This is a genomic window from Prosthecobacter dejongeii (assembly GCF_014203045.1).
Classification (GTDB): domain Bacteria; phylum Verrucomicrobiota; class Verrucomicrobiia; order Verrucomicrobiales; family Verrucomicrobiaceae; genus Prosthecobacter; species Prosthecobacter dejongeii.
In genome coordinates this window covers 609,273-624,981 of the sequence record NZ_JACHIF010000003.1, presented here as the reverse complement: position 1 = coordinate 624,981, position 15,709 = coordinate 609,273, and the positions used below count along the sequence as shown (strand labels likewise).

The 15,709-nt window shown below is 57.0% G+C and carries 14 protein-coding genes; 5 read left to right on the top strand and 9 right to left on the bottom strand.

Going from position 1 to position 15,709, the window contains the following annotated elements; translation table 11 throughout:
* The coding region (locus tag HNQ64_RS10515) for a helix-turn-helix transcriptional regulator (protein ID WP_184208249.1) at positions 1–322 on the top strand (322 nt) is incomplete at its 5' end.
* A 9-nt stretch (positions 323–331) separates the two neighbouring features.
* On the opposite strand, the gene HNQ64_RS10510 is transcribed toward HNQ64_RS10515, so the two are convergent.
* The 5 genes from HNQ64_RS10510 to HNQ64_RS10490 form a co-directional block, all read right to left on the bottom strand.
* Positions 332–793, bottom strand: coding sequence for a VOC family protein (locus HNQ64_RS10510; protein WP_184208247.1), 462 nt, complete (start codon positions 791–793; stop codon positions 332–334).
* 130 nt (positions 794–923) lie between these two features.
* The gene (locus tag HNQ64_RS10505) at positions 924–2,951 is read right to left on the bottom strand and encodes an FAD-dependent oxidoreductase (RefSeq protein WP_184208245.1); all 2,028 of its coding nucleotides are present in this window, start codon (positions 2,949–2,951) and stop codon (positions 924–926) included.
* Between the two features lie 66 nt (positions 2,952–3,017).
* Entirely contained in the window at positions 3,018–3,893 is an 876-nt protein-coding gene (locus tag HNQ64_RS10500; protein WP_184208243.1) for a DMT family transporter, read from the bottom strand.
* Positions 3,890–4,924: a DUF4886 domain-containing protein gene (locus HNQ64_RS10495; protein WP_184208241.1), complete on the bottom strand. Its 1,035-nt coding sequence runs from the start codon at positions 4,922–4,924 to the stop codon at positions 3,890–3,892. The genes HNQ64_RS10500 and HNQ64_RS10495 overlap by 4 nt, the downstream gene beginning before the upstream one ends.
* Before the next feature lie 62 nt (positions 4,925–4,986).
* Positions 4,987–5,595 carry a TetR/AcrR family transcriptional regulator gene (locus HNQ64_RS10490; protein ID WP_184208239.1) on the bottom strand — a complete coding sequence of 203 codons (609 nt, stop codon included), beginning with the start codon at positions 5,593–5,595 and terminating at the stop codon, positions 4,987–4,989.
* 101 nt (positions 5,596–5,696) lie between these two features.
* Between HNQ64_RS10490 and HNQ64_RS10485 the strand changes: the two genes are divergently transcribed.
* Positions 5,697–6,443 carry an SDR family NAD(P)-dependent oxidoreductase gene (locus HNQ64_RS10485; protein ID WP_184208237.1) on the top strand — a complete coding sequence of 249 codons (747 nt, stop codon included), beginning with the start codon at positions 5,697–5,699 and terminating at the stop codon, positions 6,441–6,443.
* A gap of 32 nt (positions 6,444–6,475) precedes the next feature.
* Entirely contained in the window at positions 6,476–6,898 is a 423-nt protein-coding gene (locus HNQ64_RS10480; RefSeq protein WP_184208235.1) for an organic hydroperoxide resistance protein, read from the top strand.
* A 144-nt stretch (positions 6,899–7,042) separates the two neighbouring features.
* On the opposite strand, the gene HNQ64_RS10475 is transcribed toward HNQ64_RS10480, so the two are convergent.
* From HNQ64_RS10475 to HNQ64_RS10460, 4 genes are all read right to left on the bottom strand, one after another.
* A complete protein-coding gene (locus HNQ64_RS10475; protein WP_184208233.1) occupies positions 7,043–7,273 on the bottom strand; it encodes an FmdB family zinc ribbon protein in 231 nt (76 codons plus the stop codon).
* A gap of 143 nt (positions 7,274–7,416) precedes the next feature.
* Positions 7,417–8,994 (bottom strand): MFS transporter, encoded by a 1,578-nt coding sequence (locus tag HNQ64_RS10470; protein WP_184208231.1) that lies wholly within the window; start codon positions 8,992–8,994, stop codon positions 7,417–7,419.
* Positions 8,995–9,139: 145 nt separating this feature from the next.
* A complete protein-coding gene (locus HNQ64_RS10465) occupies positions 9,140–10,654 on the bottom strand; it encodes an MFS transporter (RefSeq protein WP_184208229.1) in 1,515 nt (504 codons plus the stop codon).
* A gap of 89 nt (positions 10,655–10,743) precedes the next feature.
* The gene (locus HNQ64_RS10460; RefSeq protein WP_184208227.1) at positions 10,744–11,964 is read right to left on the bottom strand and encodes an FG-GAP repeat domain-containing protein; all 1,221 of its coding nucleotides are present in this window, start codon (positions 11,962–11,964) and stop codon (positions 10,744–10,746) included.
* 143 nt (positions 11,965–12,107) lie between these two features.
* Here HNQ64_RS10460 and HNQ64_RS10455 point away from each other — a divergent pair, with 143 nt between their 5' ends.
* Both HNQ64_RS10455 and HNQ64_RS10450 read left to right on the top strand, forming a co-directional pair.
* Positions 12,108–14,612 (top strand): DEAD/DEAH box helicase, encoded by a 2,505-nt coding sequence (locus tag HNQ64_RS10455; RefSeq protein ID WP_184208225.1) that lies wholly within the window; start codon positions 12,108–12,110, stop codon positions 14,610–14,612.
* 184 nt (positions 14,613–14,796) lie between these two features.
* Positions 14,797–15,444: a hypothetical protein gene (locus HNQ64_RS10450; protein WP_184208223.1), complete on the top strand. Its 648-nt coding sequence runs from the start codon at positions 14,797–14,799 to the stop codon at positions 15,442–15,444.
* Positions 15,445–15,709: the final 265 nt, after the last annotated feature.

Sequence of the window (15,709 nt, the reverse complement as noted above, 5' to 3'; positions counted from 1 at the left end):
CACCATGAGGGTGAAGCATGCCATAGGTGTCAATCCCACACAGCGTCAATACCTTCGCTCACAACACCTCGCGCCTATTGCATCATCCGGGTTTATCCGCGCATTCCGTGAGCATACCGGACAAACGCCTGCCGCCTACGTCACTGCCACCCGCCTGCGTCTAGCAGGAGAGGCTTTGGTCTTAACAGATAAAACCATTGATCAAATCGCCATCGAACACGGCTTTCCCAATCGCCATTATTTCACTCGCATCTTTACCCAGCATCTGGGCTGCGGCCCTGCGGAGTTCAGAGCACGACAGCATCGGCGACGAGGGCGATGACCAACCGCATCACCCCTGCCAATCGGCAGCGAGACGAGCAATTTCTTCCTCGGGCACATCCTTGATTTTTTGAGCGAGCGTCCAGCGATAGCCAAAGGGATCAGTGACCCGGCCCGTACGATCTCCCCAAAACTGGTCGCTTGGACGTTCTATCTCCACGGCACCTGCCGCCAGGGCTTGTTCAAAAGCCACCTCAACATCGGGCACGTAGATCATAAAGGCGCCTCCCTTTCCTTCATCGGGAGCAAGACATCCGTATTTGGGATACTCGTCAGAAATCATCATCGTGCTATTACCGATACGAAACTCAGCATGAGCTGTCCCACCCGTTTGCGGGTCTGCCATTTTAAAGCTGACCACCGCGTCAAAAGCCTGCTCGTAGAAGCGGAGCGCGGCTGCGGCGTCCTTCGCTGTGAGCGACGGGGTCACAGTCTGATAACCTGCAGGAATGTGGGATAGGTCGGCACTCATAAAAGGACACAAGTGGAGTTTTTCAGCAGGAGTGCGCATTCCCCAATGATTGAGGAACTGGAAGCCTCCGTAATACTTACGAAACGAACCCCTGTTTTGGTCTTATGCCGAAAACGTTACCCCTGAATCTTCACACCGAAGGTGAGCTCCCTTTAAGTAAATCAAAGACGGTAACCATGCCTAACAAGCGATTTTCCGCATCCACCACCACGGCCTTGCTCACACCTGTGCGCATGAGAGTTTGCACCAGTTCAGGCACAGGCATGTCTGCCCGCACGCAGAAGGGTGTGGTGAGAGGGAGTGACTTCAAGACATCCCGACAGGTAAGCCCATGATTTTTCAACCAATCATAGGCGATGGAACGGCGCAGAAGGCCAATGACTTTGCCATCCTCCGTCACGGGATAAGTGCTGTGCGGATGCGCCTGAAATTCTGCCACTGCATCTTGCACCGTTTGCTCTGCTGTGAGGGACGCAATCGAGCGGGTCATCACATCTGCCGCGATCGCTTGCCGCGTGGCCTCAGGCATCGCGGAGACCGTCTTCTGGATTTCTTCCGGCAAGTGGTACTGCTGTGCGGTTGAGCGAAAGAGGCTATCGAGTGAACCGATGCTTTTCACCAATGTCTTGAAGGTATCTCCATCTATCGCCACCAATTCGGTGGACTCTTTAGCCGTGGCGTCAAAACGCCAAATGCCATCACCTAACAAAGCACGTTCGCCAAAGTGCTCACCCGCCACTGCGGATTTGACGATCTGACCATTCGCATCGGTAATCTCTACGCAACCTTTCTTCACCGCATAAAGCGACTGAGCAGGTTCCCCCGAGCGGAACAAGGAATCACCTTTTTCCAAATGCATCTCTCCGAGGGGGGAGGAAAAACTAGGAGTTAGCAGATTGATATCGCGTGGAAAAAAAACCTCGAAAGTCCACTCAGTCATCACCCGGAGTTTACGGTCCAGTCCGGGCAGCTTCATAAGGTAAATACTGCGCCACATGAACCAAGCAATCAGGCCGGAAAAACGCAACCCCATCACCATGGCCACAGCCTTGCGGTGCCCGATGGTGGCCAGCTCACCCAGACCTGTGAATTGAAAGGTCTTCAAAGGTTTCTTTTTCAGCGTCGCGGCAATGTTTTCCCCGATCAAAGTCCCCTGGCGCATGGCAAACTGGGCGGTCTCTGGGCACAGCCCTCCATTTGCTTTAGGGAAAGCCGCACAATCACCTGCGGCCCATATTTTATCCACGCCCTTCACCTGCCCCGTGGGCTCCACCATGACCTTGCCCTTCTCCAGCGGCACGGCCCCACAGGCACCCAAGGCCTGCAAGATGGGGTGAGGAGCATTTCCCACTGTGCACACCACCAGATTGGAGACAATCGTGCTGCCATCATTGAGCTGCACCGTGCGTGCCGTGACTGCCCTCACGCGTTTGTTGAAGATCAAATTCACGCCCATCTTCTCCAAACAGCGGCGCGTGTAGTCCCCAAGTCCAGGCCCTAACATGCCCAGCAGGCGTTCCCCACTGTGCACCAAGGTCACGCTAGGTTCGTCTGCGCGAATGTTGTCGTAGTAACGCAGAACTCCCGCGATCAAATCCTGGATCTGTCCCGCCGTTTCCACCCCAGAGTAGCCCCCACCCACGACCACAAAGGACAGCATCTCTTGGCGCTGCTGATGCTTGGTGATGAGGTTGGCCTCCTCCATGCGGCTGATGATGGCAGCCCGTAGTTTCATGGCATCCCCCACCGTGCGCATGAGGTAAGCATGCTCCGACATGCCCGGGATGCGACTCAGGTCCACTCCAGCTCCGGGGGCCAGCATGAGGTGGTCAAAGGTCACCGTCACATGGGGAGTAAAACGTCCACCATCCAGCGTCAGCACCCGGCTTTCCAGGTCCAGGCTGGTTACTTCCCCCTTCAGTACATCCGCAGCTTCACAGATCGTGCGGATGGGATTCACCACATGCTGAGGCGAAAGAGAGCCCCCCACTACCTCGGGCAGCATGGGCTGGAACACCATGTGGTTTTCACTGGCAATGATACCCACGCGCATGGAGCGCCCGCGCAGCCGCTTTAATGCCTGCTGGGCGCAGTAAACCCCCGCAAACCCTCCACCAATGATGGCAATGTCAAAATGTCGAGAAGGCGCTTCGTGCATGGTTGGCCAGGAGTTGCAAAAAGCACTTCCATCGCACGCAACGGGCCAGGATTAGGGAAAATTGAGTCACTTGCCCCGCGCCAGCCAGACGCCGATCACGGCGATTACCATTCCAACCAAGGAGAGGCCGGTGAGGGTTTCGCCAAAGATGCCCCAGGCCATGAGGGCAGTGACCGCCGGGACGGTGTAAAAGAGGCTGGCCACATTCACGGCGGTGCCGCTGCGGATAAGGTGATTTAAAAGGCTTATAGCACCGATGGAAAGAACCAAGGCCACCCACAGGAGGGCAAAGACAAACTGGCCCGTCCACTGCACCTCGCGAGTCTCGGTGACCAGGGAGAGAATGGCCGTGATGACGAGGCTGGCGGCATACTGCACCACGGTGCTTGTACGCAGGTCAAAGGCGGGACAGAAACGCTTTTGCCAGAGGGTGCCGGCGGTAATGCCGATCAGGGCCAAAAGCGCAGGGACGGTGGAGATGAAGGTGAGGCCGCTGCCCGTTTTGTGGGCGACCACCAGCACCGTGCCGATGAAGCCCAGCGCCAGGCCGCACCATTGCCGGGGCATCACCTTTTCGCCCAGCATCATGCCAGCCAAGGCGGCTGTCAGCAGGGGCTGCAGGGAGACAATGAGACTGACGATTCCTGCTGGCAGGCCTAACCGCAAGGCGTACACGCAGCCACTCAGATAGAGGGCATGAATCAACAGGCCCGCCAAAATGAGATGGGCGATCTGTCCCCTGCCCTGCGGCCATGGCGCACGCGTGAGCAGGGCGATGGGCACCAGCACCACCAGCACGATGACGTAGCGCAGGGTGAGGAAAGTGAAGGGCTCGGCATACGGCACACCCAGCTTTGACCCAATGAAACCGCTGCTCCACAGCAGGACAAACAGCCATGGGATGATGGCCGCCCAGCGCGGAGCACGAGTACCTGGATTCATTGAAGTTGGGGAATCTGGTCTGCGAAGGTTTGCAGCTCTTTGCTCTTGAGTGCAGAATCACGGAGAGCCAAACCATCCATCCCCCGGCCGAGGATACCGGCAGAAGAGGCCCTCCCTGAAGCTTGTGTCACAGCCCGATGGGCAGTCTCCTGGAGAAAGCGTGCATAGTCTGCCGCCAGTCCTTTGGGTACATAGGCATTGCCGATGGGGCTTTCGCCAAACAACACTTCATACCACACGCAGGCACCCAGATATTCCCCGGCCAGATTCGCATGATGACCGTCCATGCCCAGGGTGATTTTACCATCTTTTCCCTTCTTCCAATTCCAGCCCACATGCAGAGAATGCTTTTGGTTAGGCAACGCTGGCCGCTTTAGACTTTTGGGATCAAACGAAGGCCCAGGCTGGAAGCCCCAATTTGCATCGGTATCGGCCATGTACATCGCATCACCTACAGGCAGACTTTTGGCCCCCAGTTCTGTAGCAATGGCTGCATAGGCTTTGCTCAGCATCTCATGCATTTCCGCCTGGGTCTTTGGCTCGCCGGGTTTGCCATTGGGTTTAGTAAACCGCGGATCGTCTTTCCGGTAGGCCCAGGTCTGGTGCACAAGCAGCTTTGCGGAAGGAGCATTCTCATGGATAAGCTCCCAGAGGCGATCGGCATGCGGCTGGTAAGTTGTCAGGTCATGACTCTTGATGCTGGCCTGCTGGATCGTTACGTAATCCCATTTTTCTGCTTTCAATTCCTGGACGAGACTGCGGCTATTCGTGTAAAGGCCCGCCTTGTCCTTGGGGTCTTTGGCGTGGGCGATGGCCTTTCCCGAATGCAGTTCCAACGAAGCACCTCCGACCACGATGGGCGTGTGAATCAAGGTATGGCCACCAGCAACAGCTAGATCATCCAAGTGATTCGTCGCATTGCGGGAAAAGCTGTTGCCAATCGTCAGGATGCGGACCGTCTTTCCCTCCGCTGCCTGGATAGAGGCGGTGAGAAAAAGAAAGAGGGTCAGAAGTTGGCAGAAAACGCGCATGGTGATTTTACAGTGTGGGGAGATGCCGAGTTAAATCAAACGACAGGATGATAGGCAGTATCTCACACGGGGAGGGTCTTCAGGGCGAAATCCACCGCACGTTTCAGTTCCTTCGCACCGGCTCCATTGGAGGCCTGGATGGAAAGCCCATTCAGCAGCATGGCCAGATGGCGCGCCAGATCCCCTGCATTCACCGAAAGCGGCAGGTCGCCTTCTTTCCTCGCGCGCTCAAAGCGTTCGCGTATTTTTTCCTGGGCAGCCACACGCCGGGACCGCGCATGCTCCAGCACAAAGGCAGACTCCTTTCCGCCACAAAGCACGCCCTGCAGGGCCATGCAGCCTCGAGGATGCTGAGGATCGCTCAACAGACCCACGGAGCCATGCAGCATTTTTTCGATCACTCCTCGGGCAGTGGGCTCATTCAGCGACTCCAGCACGTAGGCCACCGGGCCAGAACCATAACGGTCCAGCACCTTGATGAAAAGCTGCTCTTTGTTGCCATAGGTCGCGTAGAGGCTGGGGCGGTTGATGCCCATGGCCTCCGTAAGGTCACTCAAGGAGGTGCCCTCATAACCATGCTTCCAAAAAACCTGCATGGCTTTTTCAAGCGCCACATCCGGGTCAAAGGCACGCGGGCGACCGACTGCGGGGGGTGTTAATTCTTTTTTCATACTGATCGGTAAAATATTCATTGACTACTCTCTGTCCAGCGTTATCACTTCCATACCGTTCGATACAAAACGAATCTGCAACACCTCAAACTGACATCCTCATGAAACTCGAAAACAAAGTCGCCGTCGTCACAGGAGCCTCCAAAGGCATCGGAGCTTCAATCGCCAAACACCTCGCCGCTGAAGGTGCCGCCGTCGTGGTCAACTACGCCTCCAGCAAAGCGGGGGCAGACAAGGTGGTGGATGAGATCACCCTCAAAGGGGGCCGCGCCATCGCCGTGCAGGGTGATGTTTCCAAGAAGGCTGACATTGACCAGCTCTTTGCCGAAACCAAGAAAGCCTATGGCAAAGTGGACATCCTGGTGAACAACGCAGGCGTCTATGAATTCTCCCCGCTGGAAGCCATCAACGAAGAACACTTTCACAAGCAGTATAACCTGAACGTGCTGGGCCTGTTGCTCACCACTCAAGAGGCCGTGAAACTCATCGGCCCTGAAGGTGGCAGCATCATCAACATCAGCTCCGTCGTCAGCAGTTACACGCCTCCCGGCTCGGCCGTTTACTCCGGCACCAAGGCCGCAGTGGACGCCCTGACCAAGGTGCTTTCCAAAGAACTCGGGGCGAAAAAGATCCGCGTCAATGCCATCAATCCCGGCATGGTCGAGACAGAAGGCGTGCACACCGCCGGTTTTGCTGAAGGCGAATTCCGCCAGCAGGTGGAATCCCAAACTCCCCTGGGCCGCATCGGCCAGCCGCAGGACATCGCCACGGCGGCCGTTTTCCTGGCCTCGAACGATTCTTCCTGGATCACGGGAGAGACGCTCGTGGTTTCTGGCGGTCTTCGTTAAGCTTCATAACCTAACTATCAACATCACCACTCATGAAAGTTCTCTACACCACCCAGGCCACCTCGACAGGCGGCCGTGAAGGCAAATCGGCCACGGCCGATGGCGTCCTCTCCGTGACCCTTTCCACACCGAAGGAACTCGGTGGCGGCGGCGGGCCCGGCACCAACCCTGAGCAGCTTTTTGCCGCTGGTTACTCCGCCTGTTTCCTGGGCGCACTGAAGTTCGTCGCCGGCAAAGCCAAGATCCTGATTCCGAGTGATGCCACCGTTACGGGTCAGGTGGGCATCGGTGCCCGGGATGATGGCGAAGGATTCGGACTGGAAGTCACGCTCACCATCCATGTCCCCGGTTTGGAAAAGAGTGTGGTGGAAGACCTCGTGGCCAAAGCCCACATCGTCTGCCCTTACTCCCACGCCACGCGCGGAAACATTCCGGTGACGCTGGTGGTGGCCTGAGGCCGATGGCCAAGGCAGGTCAGTGGATGACCAAAGTGAAAATAGCCTCATGGGACGAGTATGTCCTATGAGGCTCATTTTTTGAAGGCGCGGGCGAGATCCGGAAAAAGGAGGTGCCAGCCCCCCTACCGCACGCACCGAGGGTCAATGGCAGCCGCAACCAGTGCCACAGGAACCACCACCTGAGGAGGAGGCGCTGCCTGCACTGCTGCTGCCGCCCATTACGCCCGTGCCACCAATAGGCACACGCCGCACGGGCTGGCCACTGTCGGGGTGCTGAGTCAAAGCACTGTCCTTCATGCTCTGGCGAATTTCAAAACGCTTGGGCAGATCGCCTTCAAACTGTGGAATGGTTTCGTAAACGTAGGTCGGCATGGAAAAGGAGGGGAGGATGTTCTGGGTTCAAGGTTCTGGGTTTTGGGCGATGAGCAAGCGTGAAATGCAGGCAACATCTGGGTGCAAAAAAACGGCGTCCCTGCAAAAGGACGCCGTCTCAGAATTAAAAGAGTCGCGGAAGCTTATGCAACCTGCTCGTCAATCTTCACCGTGCGGTAACCACCAATGGCCTTGAAGTAGATCAAGAGCAGGAGATAGATTCCTGCCATAGTCATCGGAATGAAGGAGTCGGCCTTCAGAGTCGCGCGATCCCCCTTCTGGTCGGCATCGACCACAGTCTGCTGAGCGGGAGTTTTCTCTTTAGCTTCCTTGGCTTCAGCCAACTTCTTGCCATCCAGACCGAAAGCCGCAGTGGACTCCAGATTGAGGAAGGTGCTTGGCTTCTCGGCTTTGTATTCTGCGTAGATGGCTGCATCGGCCTTTTGAAGGGCTTCGCCAGCAAAGCGGTCTTTGCCATAACCAAGGCCTGGGCCACCGATCAAACCAGCGGAAAGCATACCGATACCACCCATGATGGACATAGCCACAGCACCTGTCTGCGGGTAGCGGTCACCAATGACGGCCAGCATGGTTGGCCAGAAGAAGGTCTTGCCGATAGCATAGATGCCCAGAGCAACCATCGCCATGCCGAAAGTCTGCATCCCGCTGGCGAGATTCAAACCAATGCAGGCGATGACCGAGCAAACAAGCAGAAGGCCAATCGGAGAAAGCTTGAGCTTCGTTTCGATCCAGTGAGCACAGAAGCGCAGGCTGAACATGATCGCAGAAGTCCAGATGAAGAGATATTTGCCCTGCTCAGAAGTGAATAGGTTGCCGGTGATGTTTTGGATCCAGCCGTCCGTGCCGAGTTCGACCGCTCCAACCATCGCGTGGGTCACATAGAGAACGAAGAGGAGGATAGAACCAAAGGAGAACTTAGTGATGACCGCCACGGTGATCAGAAGCACACCACCGATGCCATAACCAATGACTTTGGCATTGTCAGGAGAGAAGGCTTTTGCGATGTCACCAAAGAACAGGGCGAGCAGATAACATGCAACCACAGCGCCGAGGATACCGACTGGTTTGAACATCTGCACAAAGCTGGCGCCTTTTTCGGCAGCTTCGGATTTCGGGAATTTCTGCCCAATGAACATGATCGCGTAAAGAGCGGTAGGGACGAGGTAAAGAGCGAGCTGAAGCTTCCAGTTAAGAGCCATCTTATCGTCAAGCACCCAACCAGCAACGGAACCCAGCACCATCCCAGCAGGCCAGGAGGCATGAAGGATATTCAGGTAATGCGTGCGCTTGTGAGGGAACAAAGTGGCCACTAATGGGTTCGCCACAGCTTCCAAGGTACCATTCGCGTAGGCGAAGATAAACATGCCCCAGAACAGGTAATTGTAAGCATTCTCAGGGGTGCTAGCACCGAAGGTCACAAAAGCAGAAACCACGTGGCAGAGTAGAGCCAGAGCGACCAGCTTACCGTAACCGATTTTATCCACGATCACCCCACCCAGGATGATGCCAAAACAGAAACCAGAGAAACCGGCACCACCGATAGCACCCAATTGAGCGCCGGTGAATCCGAACTCTTTGCCCCAGTTGTCAAAGATACCGCCACGAATGGCGAAGCCGACGCCGGCGGCGAGGATGGCCATGAATCCGGCCCAGAGGAGCCGGCTGGCGTTAGGTGCTATGCCTTCTGATTTTGCTGACATGTGTTTGTTGTATTGGGTTGATTGCGGATTTGCGATGGGTGAATCGGGAGTGCCTTAACGTCGGGAATGACCCCGTCCTGGCAAAGCGGGCTTGTTTTAGGTGGGGCAAATGGTGCTCACAAGGAAAAAAGTGGGCAGAAACGTATCAATGCCCGCCAATTTCGACAGGTTTATACCCGCCACGGCTCCGGAAGTAGAAGAACAGGCCCAAATAACAGACCAGCATGAAGGTGGGCAAAATGGCGATGGTGGTGAAGGCCCCGCGCTTGTTGGCGGCTTGGACGGCTTCCAGCTGCTTCTGCTCAGGAGCAGGCAGTGCCTTGATCTTTTCCTGATCAAGGGTCGGCGTGAGACCAAACATGCCATCTTTGGATTCACCCTTCACCTGAGCGTAGAGAGCAGCATGTTCCGTGGAGCTGAGCCTTTTCTCCATGTCCATGTCCTGCTTGTAACCGATGTAGGGGCTGCCCAGAACCCCGAGAAACAAGACACCCACGGCGGAAACGCCATTGAGAGTCAGCGCGCCGCCTTTGGGGAATTGCTCGGAGGTCATGCCCAGAGTGGTGCTCCAGAGAAAGGTCTTGCCCAGGGCGTAGATCGTCGAGGCTCCCAGGATCGCCCAGCCGACGGAATTCGACAGCAGGAGCAGGCCCACGATGGCGATGGAAGCGCCGATAACCAGCAGCCCGATGGGCGAGAAACGGTGGACGATGGGGCCCGCGTAAAACCGCAGCACGGTCATGACGGCAGAGACATAGACAAAGATCCAGGTCTCAAAATTGGGGAAATCAGGCCCACTGAGTTTTAGGAGGTCGGGCATCCAGCCATCGGTGCCCAGTTCTGTGGTGGCCAGGGGCCCGATGGTGATGAGCACCACCAAGAAGAGCCAGTTGCCAGGGGAACGGGTGTAAATGAAAGCCGCCGCTCCGATGACGGCACCCATCGTCGCCGATGAGACCAGCGAGACCTGTTTCCCAGCCATCTGCATGATGGCAAAATAGAGCAAGGAACCCAGGATGAAGAAACCGACACCGCCCACTTCCTTTAGCATGTCGCGGTAGCTGACACCCGCCGCCACACGCTCATTGACAGGGAACATGCGAGGCAGCGTGAGCACCGCATAAATAACCAGCGGGATAAAGCACAGTGAGTATTTAAACTGCCAAGTCTGCGCCTCACACAGTGCCGTGGCCAGGGCTCCCAGAGCGAGACCCGCTGGCCAGCCTGCGTGCAGGATGTTCAGCCATTTGGCCTTATCCCGAGGGAACATGGTGGCGACCACCGGATTCACAAAAGCTTCCACCGAACCGTTGGCAATGGCGATGAGCAGGGTGGCCCAGTAAAAGGAAGAGTAACCCGTGGCCTGCACCGTGAGGATCAAGGAAATGGTGTGGCAGGCGATGGCAAAGAGGGCGACCAGCTTGTACCCGATGCGGTCAATCACCAGGCTGAAAAAGATGATGCTGATGGCAAAAGGCCACATGCCCGCGCCGCCGATGTTGCCTTTCTGCTGCTCAGACAGATTGAACTCATTTTGGAGCTGCAACATGGTGTTTGCGCGCACTCCAAAAACAAAGGAAGTGGCAACGAGGGCGATGAAACAGGCCCAGAACAACTTCATGTCGGGCGTAGTCGAGGGAGTGGCAGATTTGGAGCTCATGGTCGGGAGAAACGCGGGCAATTACAGAGAAAAGGCCTCCGCACGGCAATCACTTTTTGCACGTGGGAGGCCTGAAAACACAGATTTGGTTATTCCTGAAGAAAGACGAAGACGCCTTTTTTATTGCCGACCACGACATCCAGCTTGCCGTCTTTGTTGACATCGCCGGGGGTCACTTCCGTGCCCACGCCGCTATTGTCGTCAATGAGGTTCGCCGTGAAGGTTGCGCCGCCTTTGCCATCAGGCTTGATCTTGAACCAGTAGAGCACCGGGGCAGCATTCGGCTCATCGTCCTTGAGCGGGCCGTGGGCCCAGCGGCGTTTGCCCGTCACCAGATCCAGCACACCGTCGCCATCCATGTCAGCGAGTTGCATGGCGTGAAGCTGGCTGAATTTCACGCCCACTGGGCTGTCCTCCACGGTGCTGCCCATGAGCTTGTGAGCGGTGAAGCTGCCATCTTTGTTCTGCTCATACCAGCTCAGGCCAAAGCCATGTGCATCGTGGCTGCTGATGACGTCATTGCGACCATCAGCATTCACATCATTGACCAGGATGAAGGAACCGCCGCGTGCGCCTTCAGGGGCAAAAGCCGCCGCGTGGAAGACCCAGTCCTTATCTTCCTTCATGTCCGCAGGCTGCTCGAACCAGCCTTCTTTCGTCAGCAGATCCGCACGGCCATCGCCATTCACATCGCCAAAGCCATAACCATGAGTGTAGCGGAAGTATTTCTTATCGTTCTCCTCAGTCACCGGCGTGATGGGGCGGAAGCGGGCTTTGCCAAAGGGGGCAGCCCAGTCAATCTCCGCAAAGCCCAGGCGACCACCTTTGGAGGGCTGCACACCGGCACTCGTGTGGCAGACCAGCTCCGGTTTGCCATCGCCATTCATGTCACCCAGCGTCGGGGACTCGTTATCCGTGACATCAAAAATGGTGTGGCGCGTCCAGTGACCACCTTTGTTCTGCGGGTTTTCAAACACCCAGGTCTCCTTGCCCGGCCAGGAAAAGACCAGGATGTCACTCCAGCCATCGCTATTGAAGTCGTGGGTGTAGGTCAGGAAATAGTCGCTGTAACCTTTGCCTGGATCGTAAGCCTTGTCGGCAGGCTTGGTGAACTCGACACGCTCTTTGAAATCTGGCCCCTTCCAGATGTAAGGTCCAGCACAGATGTCGTTGTCACCATCGTGATCGAAATCCGCAAAGTGCGCCCCCTCCGCCACGAATTCCTCCGTGAGGGTGATTTTTTTAAATGTGGGCGCGGCCTGGGCGGACAAGGCCGTGAGAGCGAAAAGGGTAACGAGGCTGGACTTCATGAGCGGAGGCAAGGAACAGGGGTTGGGGCCCATATCTTGCAGTGAGGTTGCTGGAAAAGACAACATCTAATCACGCCTGCCCCATGACTGAAGGCTTGCGCCCGCACCTTCCCGTTCGTAACCAGAACAGACGCGTTATCCCAATGCTTCCTTCTCTGAATACCCTCAAGCTACCCGATGTCTGGCAGCATCAGGCCGTCAACCTGCTGCGCGATGGCACGGATGTGGTGGTCAGCGCACCTACGGGAGCGGGCAAAACCTACATTTTCGAACTGCTGCATCAGTCGCGTTCCCTCCAGGGGCAGGCCGTTTACACCGTGCCCACCCGGGCCCTGGCCAATGACAAGTATGCGGAATGGAAAGAAGCCAAATGGGATGTGGGCATCGCCACGGGGGATGTATCTGAAAATGTTGGCGCACCCGTCGTCGTGGCCACATTAGAAACACAGCTCGAACGCCTTGTGCGTGGCGAGGGCCCCGCCATGCTGGTCATTGATGAATATCAAATGATCGCCGATGCAGCCCGCGGCAGTCATTATGAAGCCGCCATCGCGCTGGCACCGGCGGACACACGCCTTCTACTTCTGAGCGGCTCCGTCGCCAATCCCGACGACATCGTGGCCTGGCTGCGACGCCTAGGCCGCTCCGCCGAGGTGGTGCAGACCAAAGAACGTCCCGTACCACTGGAGGAGGCCCCTTGGGAAGCCCTACCTCAGCGGATGGCGCGGCACTTCGAGCATTTTTGGCCTAAATTTGCCGCCGCTGTCATGCTGGCAGATCTCGCACCCCTGCTCATTTTTTCACCTCGGCGGAAAGAGGCGGAATCCATCGCCCGCAGGCTGGCGGCAGATCTCCCGCATGGTGAATCTCTGGACCTCACCCATGAGCAACGCGCGGTGTGTGGTAAGGACCTCACGGCCCTGCTGGAAAAACGCATCGCCTTCCACCACAGCGGCCTGTCTTATGCTGCCCGGGCGGGGGTCATCGAACCCCTGGCCAAGGCCGGACAGCTCCGCGTTATTGTGGCGACGATGGGCCTTTCCGCCGGCATCAATTTCTCCGTGCGCAGTGTGCATGTGGCCGCCACCACCTTTCACGATGGCAAGGCTGAGCACAAACTGACGCCGGATGAGCTGCTGCAAATGTATGGCCGCGCGGGCCGCCGGGGCCTGGATGAAAAAGGCTTCGTCGTCACCACCCGCCAGAGCCCCACGCTGATGGATGCCCGGCCTGCTCGGCTGCACCGTGGCGAGCTCCTCGCCTGGCCCATTTTTCTCCGCGTCATGAAGCACGCCTCCCAGACTGGGGCCAACACATTTCAGTCAGCGGAACACTTTGCAGGCCGCCTTTATGCCAAAGCACCGCCTTTGTTAGGCCTCGAGGAAAATGCACCAGAGACCATGCATGCGCCCAAGACGGAAAAGGCGCTATTTGGCCTGGAAGCTACAGAAAAGCAGATCCTCAATTCCAAAGGAGAGTGGGAGCGCCGCGCCAGCACTCCATTGCAACGCTTGCCGTTAGGCATAGTCTGGCTCGCGAGCGTGGACAAAATCGGCCCTGCGTTGAGCATCCCCGGCTTCGTGGCGCGCTTTGCTCACGGCATTGGCCGCGTGGGAAAGATCCGAAAAGATCACTACGGTGTGGAGATCCCCCTGGGGCAGCCTTTGGAGGAAACTCCCGGTCATTTGCGCCCCACGAAAAGCCTGCGCAAGCTGCTGAAACTGCCACGCCGGGCGGAATCGGTACCGCTAGAGGAGATCGAAATCCTGCATTCCCCAGCCCTCGCAGCCGCTTTGTTGGAAGGTCAAAATGGCGATCTCTTTGCCGAGGCACTCCCCCGCCTCACAGGAACGATTGCCAAAGAAGGCCTCGTCTTTGCCATCTTCGATCTCGGCGAAGTGGAGGTGCCCGTGTATCACGATTCCCATGACCGCCCGCTGTTTCAGCCACGGGAACGCACCATCGTGGTGAAGAATGACACCGGTGTTCACGTGGATGAAACGGCCACCACCGCCACAGATCGTCAGCCGCGGCCCGGCTCCCCCATTCATGCTTGGCGCTCGCTCGGGCTCATTGATGAAGCCGGCACGCCGACCCGGAGAGGGGAAATTTTCTCCTTCTTTCAAGGGGGGGAAGGTTTGGCCATCGCAGCCGCTTTGGAGGATGAAGGTTACCCCGTGGATGAAATCATCCCGCACATGGCCAACCTGCGCAGCGGCACCAAATTTGACCTGCCCGTGACCTGCGGATCTGAACGGCTCGGCGCTGCCTGCCGGAATACCTACGGCTTCATCAATCATCCCGGCTACCTGGAAAATGGCCTGCCGTTGGACTATGGCGAGGGCGCTGCCGAACTGCTAGATACCCTCCTGCATCCAGAACGCCCCGGCACCCGCGAACTGCGCCAGGACGTGGCCGAGGGCGATATCTCCCGCGCCTACGTGGAATGGTTGAGCCTGCTCCGCCACATCACTCACGCCCCTGCTCATCCCTGGCGGCGCTGGCTGGCCTTGCAAGAAGAGGCACGCCGAGCCCTGAAGCAGCACGACAAAACCCTGCGCCATCTCTTTCATCTGGACCTGCCACCGCTGACAAACAAACAGCGCCATGGGAAGCCGAAGCATTACCTTCTAACCAAAGGTATGTAAAAAATTCAGACTGCGCATTTGAGCCACAGGATGGCTAACGGAACGAAGTTTCTTAATGGCAAGGGGGCCACTTCATCCATCGGGGACGAATTTAAATTGGACCCGCGAGGGGCTCAGGTTGCTGGCATGCATCTGACTCACCGCTGCGGGTATTCCGAATGAAAACCTTCCATTTAAAAAACCCATGAAAAAATCATCTTATCTCCCCCTAGCTGCTGCTGGCCTGTTTTTAGCCCCTTCTTTGATGATAGCCCAGACTCCTGCGGGTCAACCTGCCAAGGCCGCCACTCCAACAGCGACCGAAGAAAAGCAAGCCGACGCCAAAGACGCCGCTGCTACAGGCACGACAGATCCATCCCGTGTGGATGATGCGGCTAAACTCCCCAAAGGTGTTGTGGAGCAATTCGAAAAACTCGATACGAACAAAGATCGGCTGATCAGCATCCTGGAGTTCGCCTACTTCTCAGAGGCTGAGGCCAATCCGGCGCGTGATGCCAGCAGCTCCACCGGTGTGGGTAAAAATGGCACAGGCCCAGGCACGGCAGGCAGCACCACCGGCAGCACGGGTGGGATCACTGGTAAAGATAACGATGCCAAGCCCCAAGAAACTCCGAATAAAGAGATTCGATTCAAAGAACTGGACGTGAATGCGGATGCGAGCCTGAGCATTGAGGAATTTGCCGCCGCGCGCCCCGCCAATATTGAGGCCACACGTGATGCCAGCAGTTCTACCGGGGTGGGCAAAAACGGCACGGGCCCAGGTACCGCAGGCAGCACCACGGGTAGCACGAATGCCAGCACCAAGAATCTGAACGGTAAAGAAGAGAATTAATTCTCCGGCCCTGCTCTCAAGCAGTGTTCTAACAAAATCCATTTGATAGGCAGGCGGAGCTTAGGCTCCGCCTGTTTTTTTGGAGGTTTGAAGCCAGGCAAAAATGGGCAATCCCCCCTCAGAAAGCAGGATTTTTGCATCCAGCAGACCTACTTTCGTAACCGCGAGTACCTCCACCGGAGGCCGTTTGCATCGTCATTGGCCACGTCCGCCTCCGAAATAGCAGCCATTGAAATCTCTTGCCCCCATGGGCAAAGCGTGTTCT

Coding starts and splice junctions, on each gene's coding strand:
- HNQ64_RS10485 (WP_184208237.1), top strand. CDS start 5,697: ATGAAACTCGAAAACAAAGTCGCCGTCGTCACAGGAGCCTCCAAAGGC.
- HNQ64_RS10450 (WP_184208223.1), top strand. CDS start 14,797: ATGAAAAAATCATCTTATCTCCCCCTAGCTGCTGCTGGCCTGTTTTTA.
- HNQ64_RS10495 (WP_184208241.1), bottom strand. CDS start 4,924: ATGCGCGTTTTCTGCCAACTTCTGACCCTCTTTCTTTTTCTCACCGCC.
- HNQ64_RS10490 (WP_184208239.1), bottom strand. CDS start 5,595: ATGAAAAAAGAATTAACACCCCCCGCAGTCGGTCGCCCGCGTGCCTTT.
- HNQ64_RS10470 (WP_184208231.1), bottom strand. CDS start 8,994: ATGTCAGCAAAATCAGAAGGCATAGCACCTAACGCCAGCCGGCTCCTC.
- HNQ64_RS10465 (WP_184208229.1), bottom strand. CDS start 10,654: ATGAGCTCCAAATCTGCCACTCCCTCGACTACGCCCGACATGAAGTTG.
- HNQ64_RS10505 (WP_184208245.1), bottom strand. CDS start 2,951: ATGCACGAAGCGCCTTCTCGACATTTTGACATTGCCATCATTGGTGGA.
- HNQ64_RS10475 (WP_184208233.1), bottom strand. CDS start 7,273: ATGCCGACCTACGTTTACGAAACCATTCCACAGTTTGAAGGCGATCTG.
- HNQ64_RS10480 (WP_184208235.1), top strand. CDS start 6,476: ATGAAAGTTCTCTACACCACCCAGGCCACCTCGACAGGCGGCCGTGAA.
- HNQ64_RS10500 (WP_184208243.1), bottom strand. CDS start 3,893: ATGAATCCAGGTACTCGTGCTCCGCGCTGGGCGGCCATCATCCCATGG.
- HNQ64_RS10455 (WP_184208225.1), top strand. CDS start 12,108: ATGCTTCCTTCTCTGAATACCCTCAAGCTACCCGATGTCTGGCAGCAT.
- HNQ64_RS10460 (WP_184208227.1), bottom strand. CDS start 11,964: ATGAAGTCCAGCCTCGTTACCCTTTTCGCTCTCACGGCCTTGTCCGCC.
- HNQ64_RS10510 (WP_184208247.1), bottom strand. CDS start 793: ATGAGTGCCGACCTATCCCACATTCCTGCAGGTTATCAGACTGTGACC.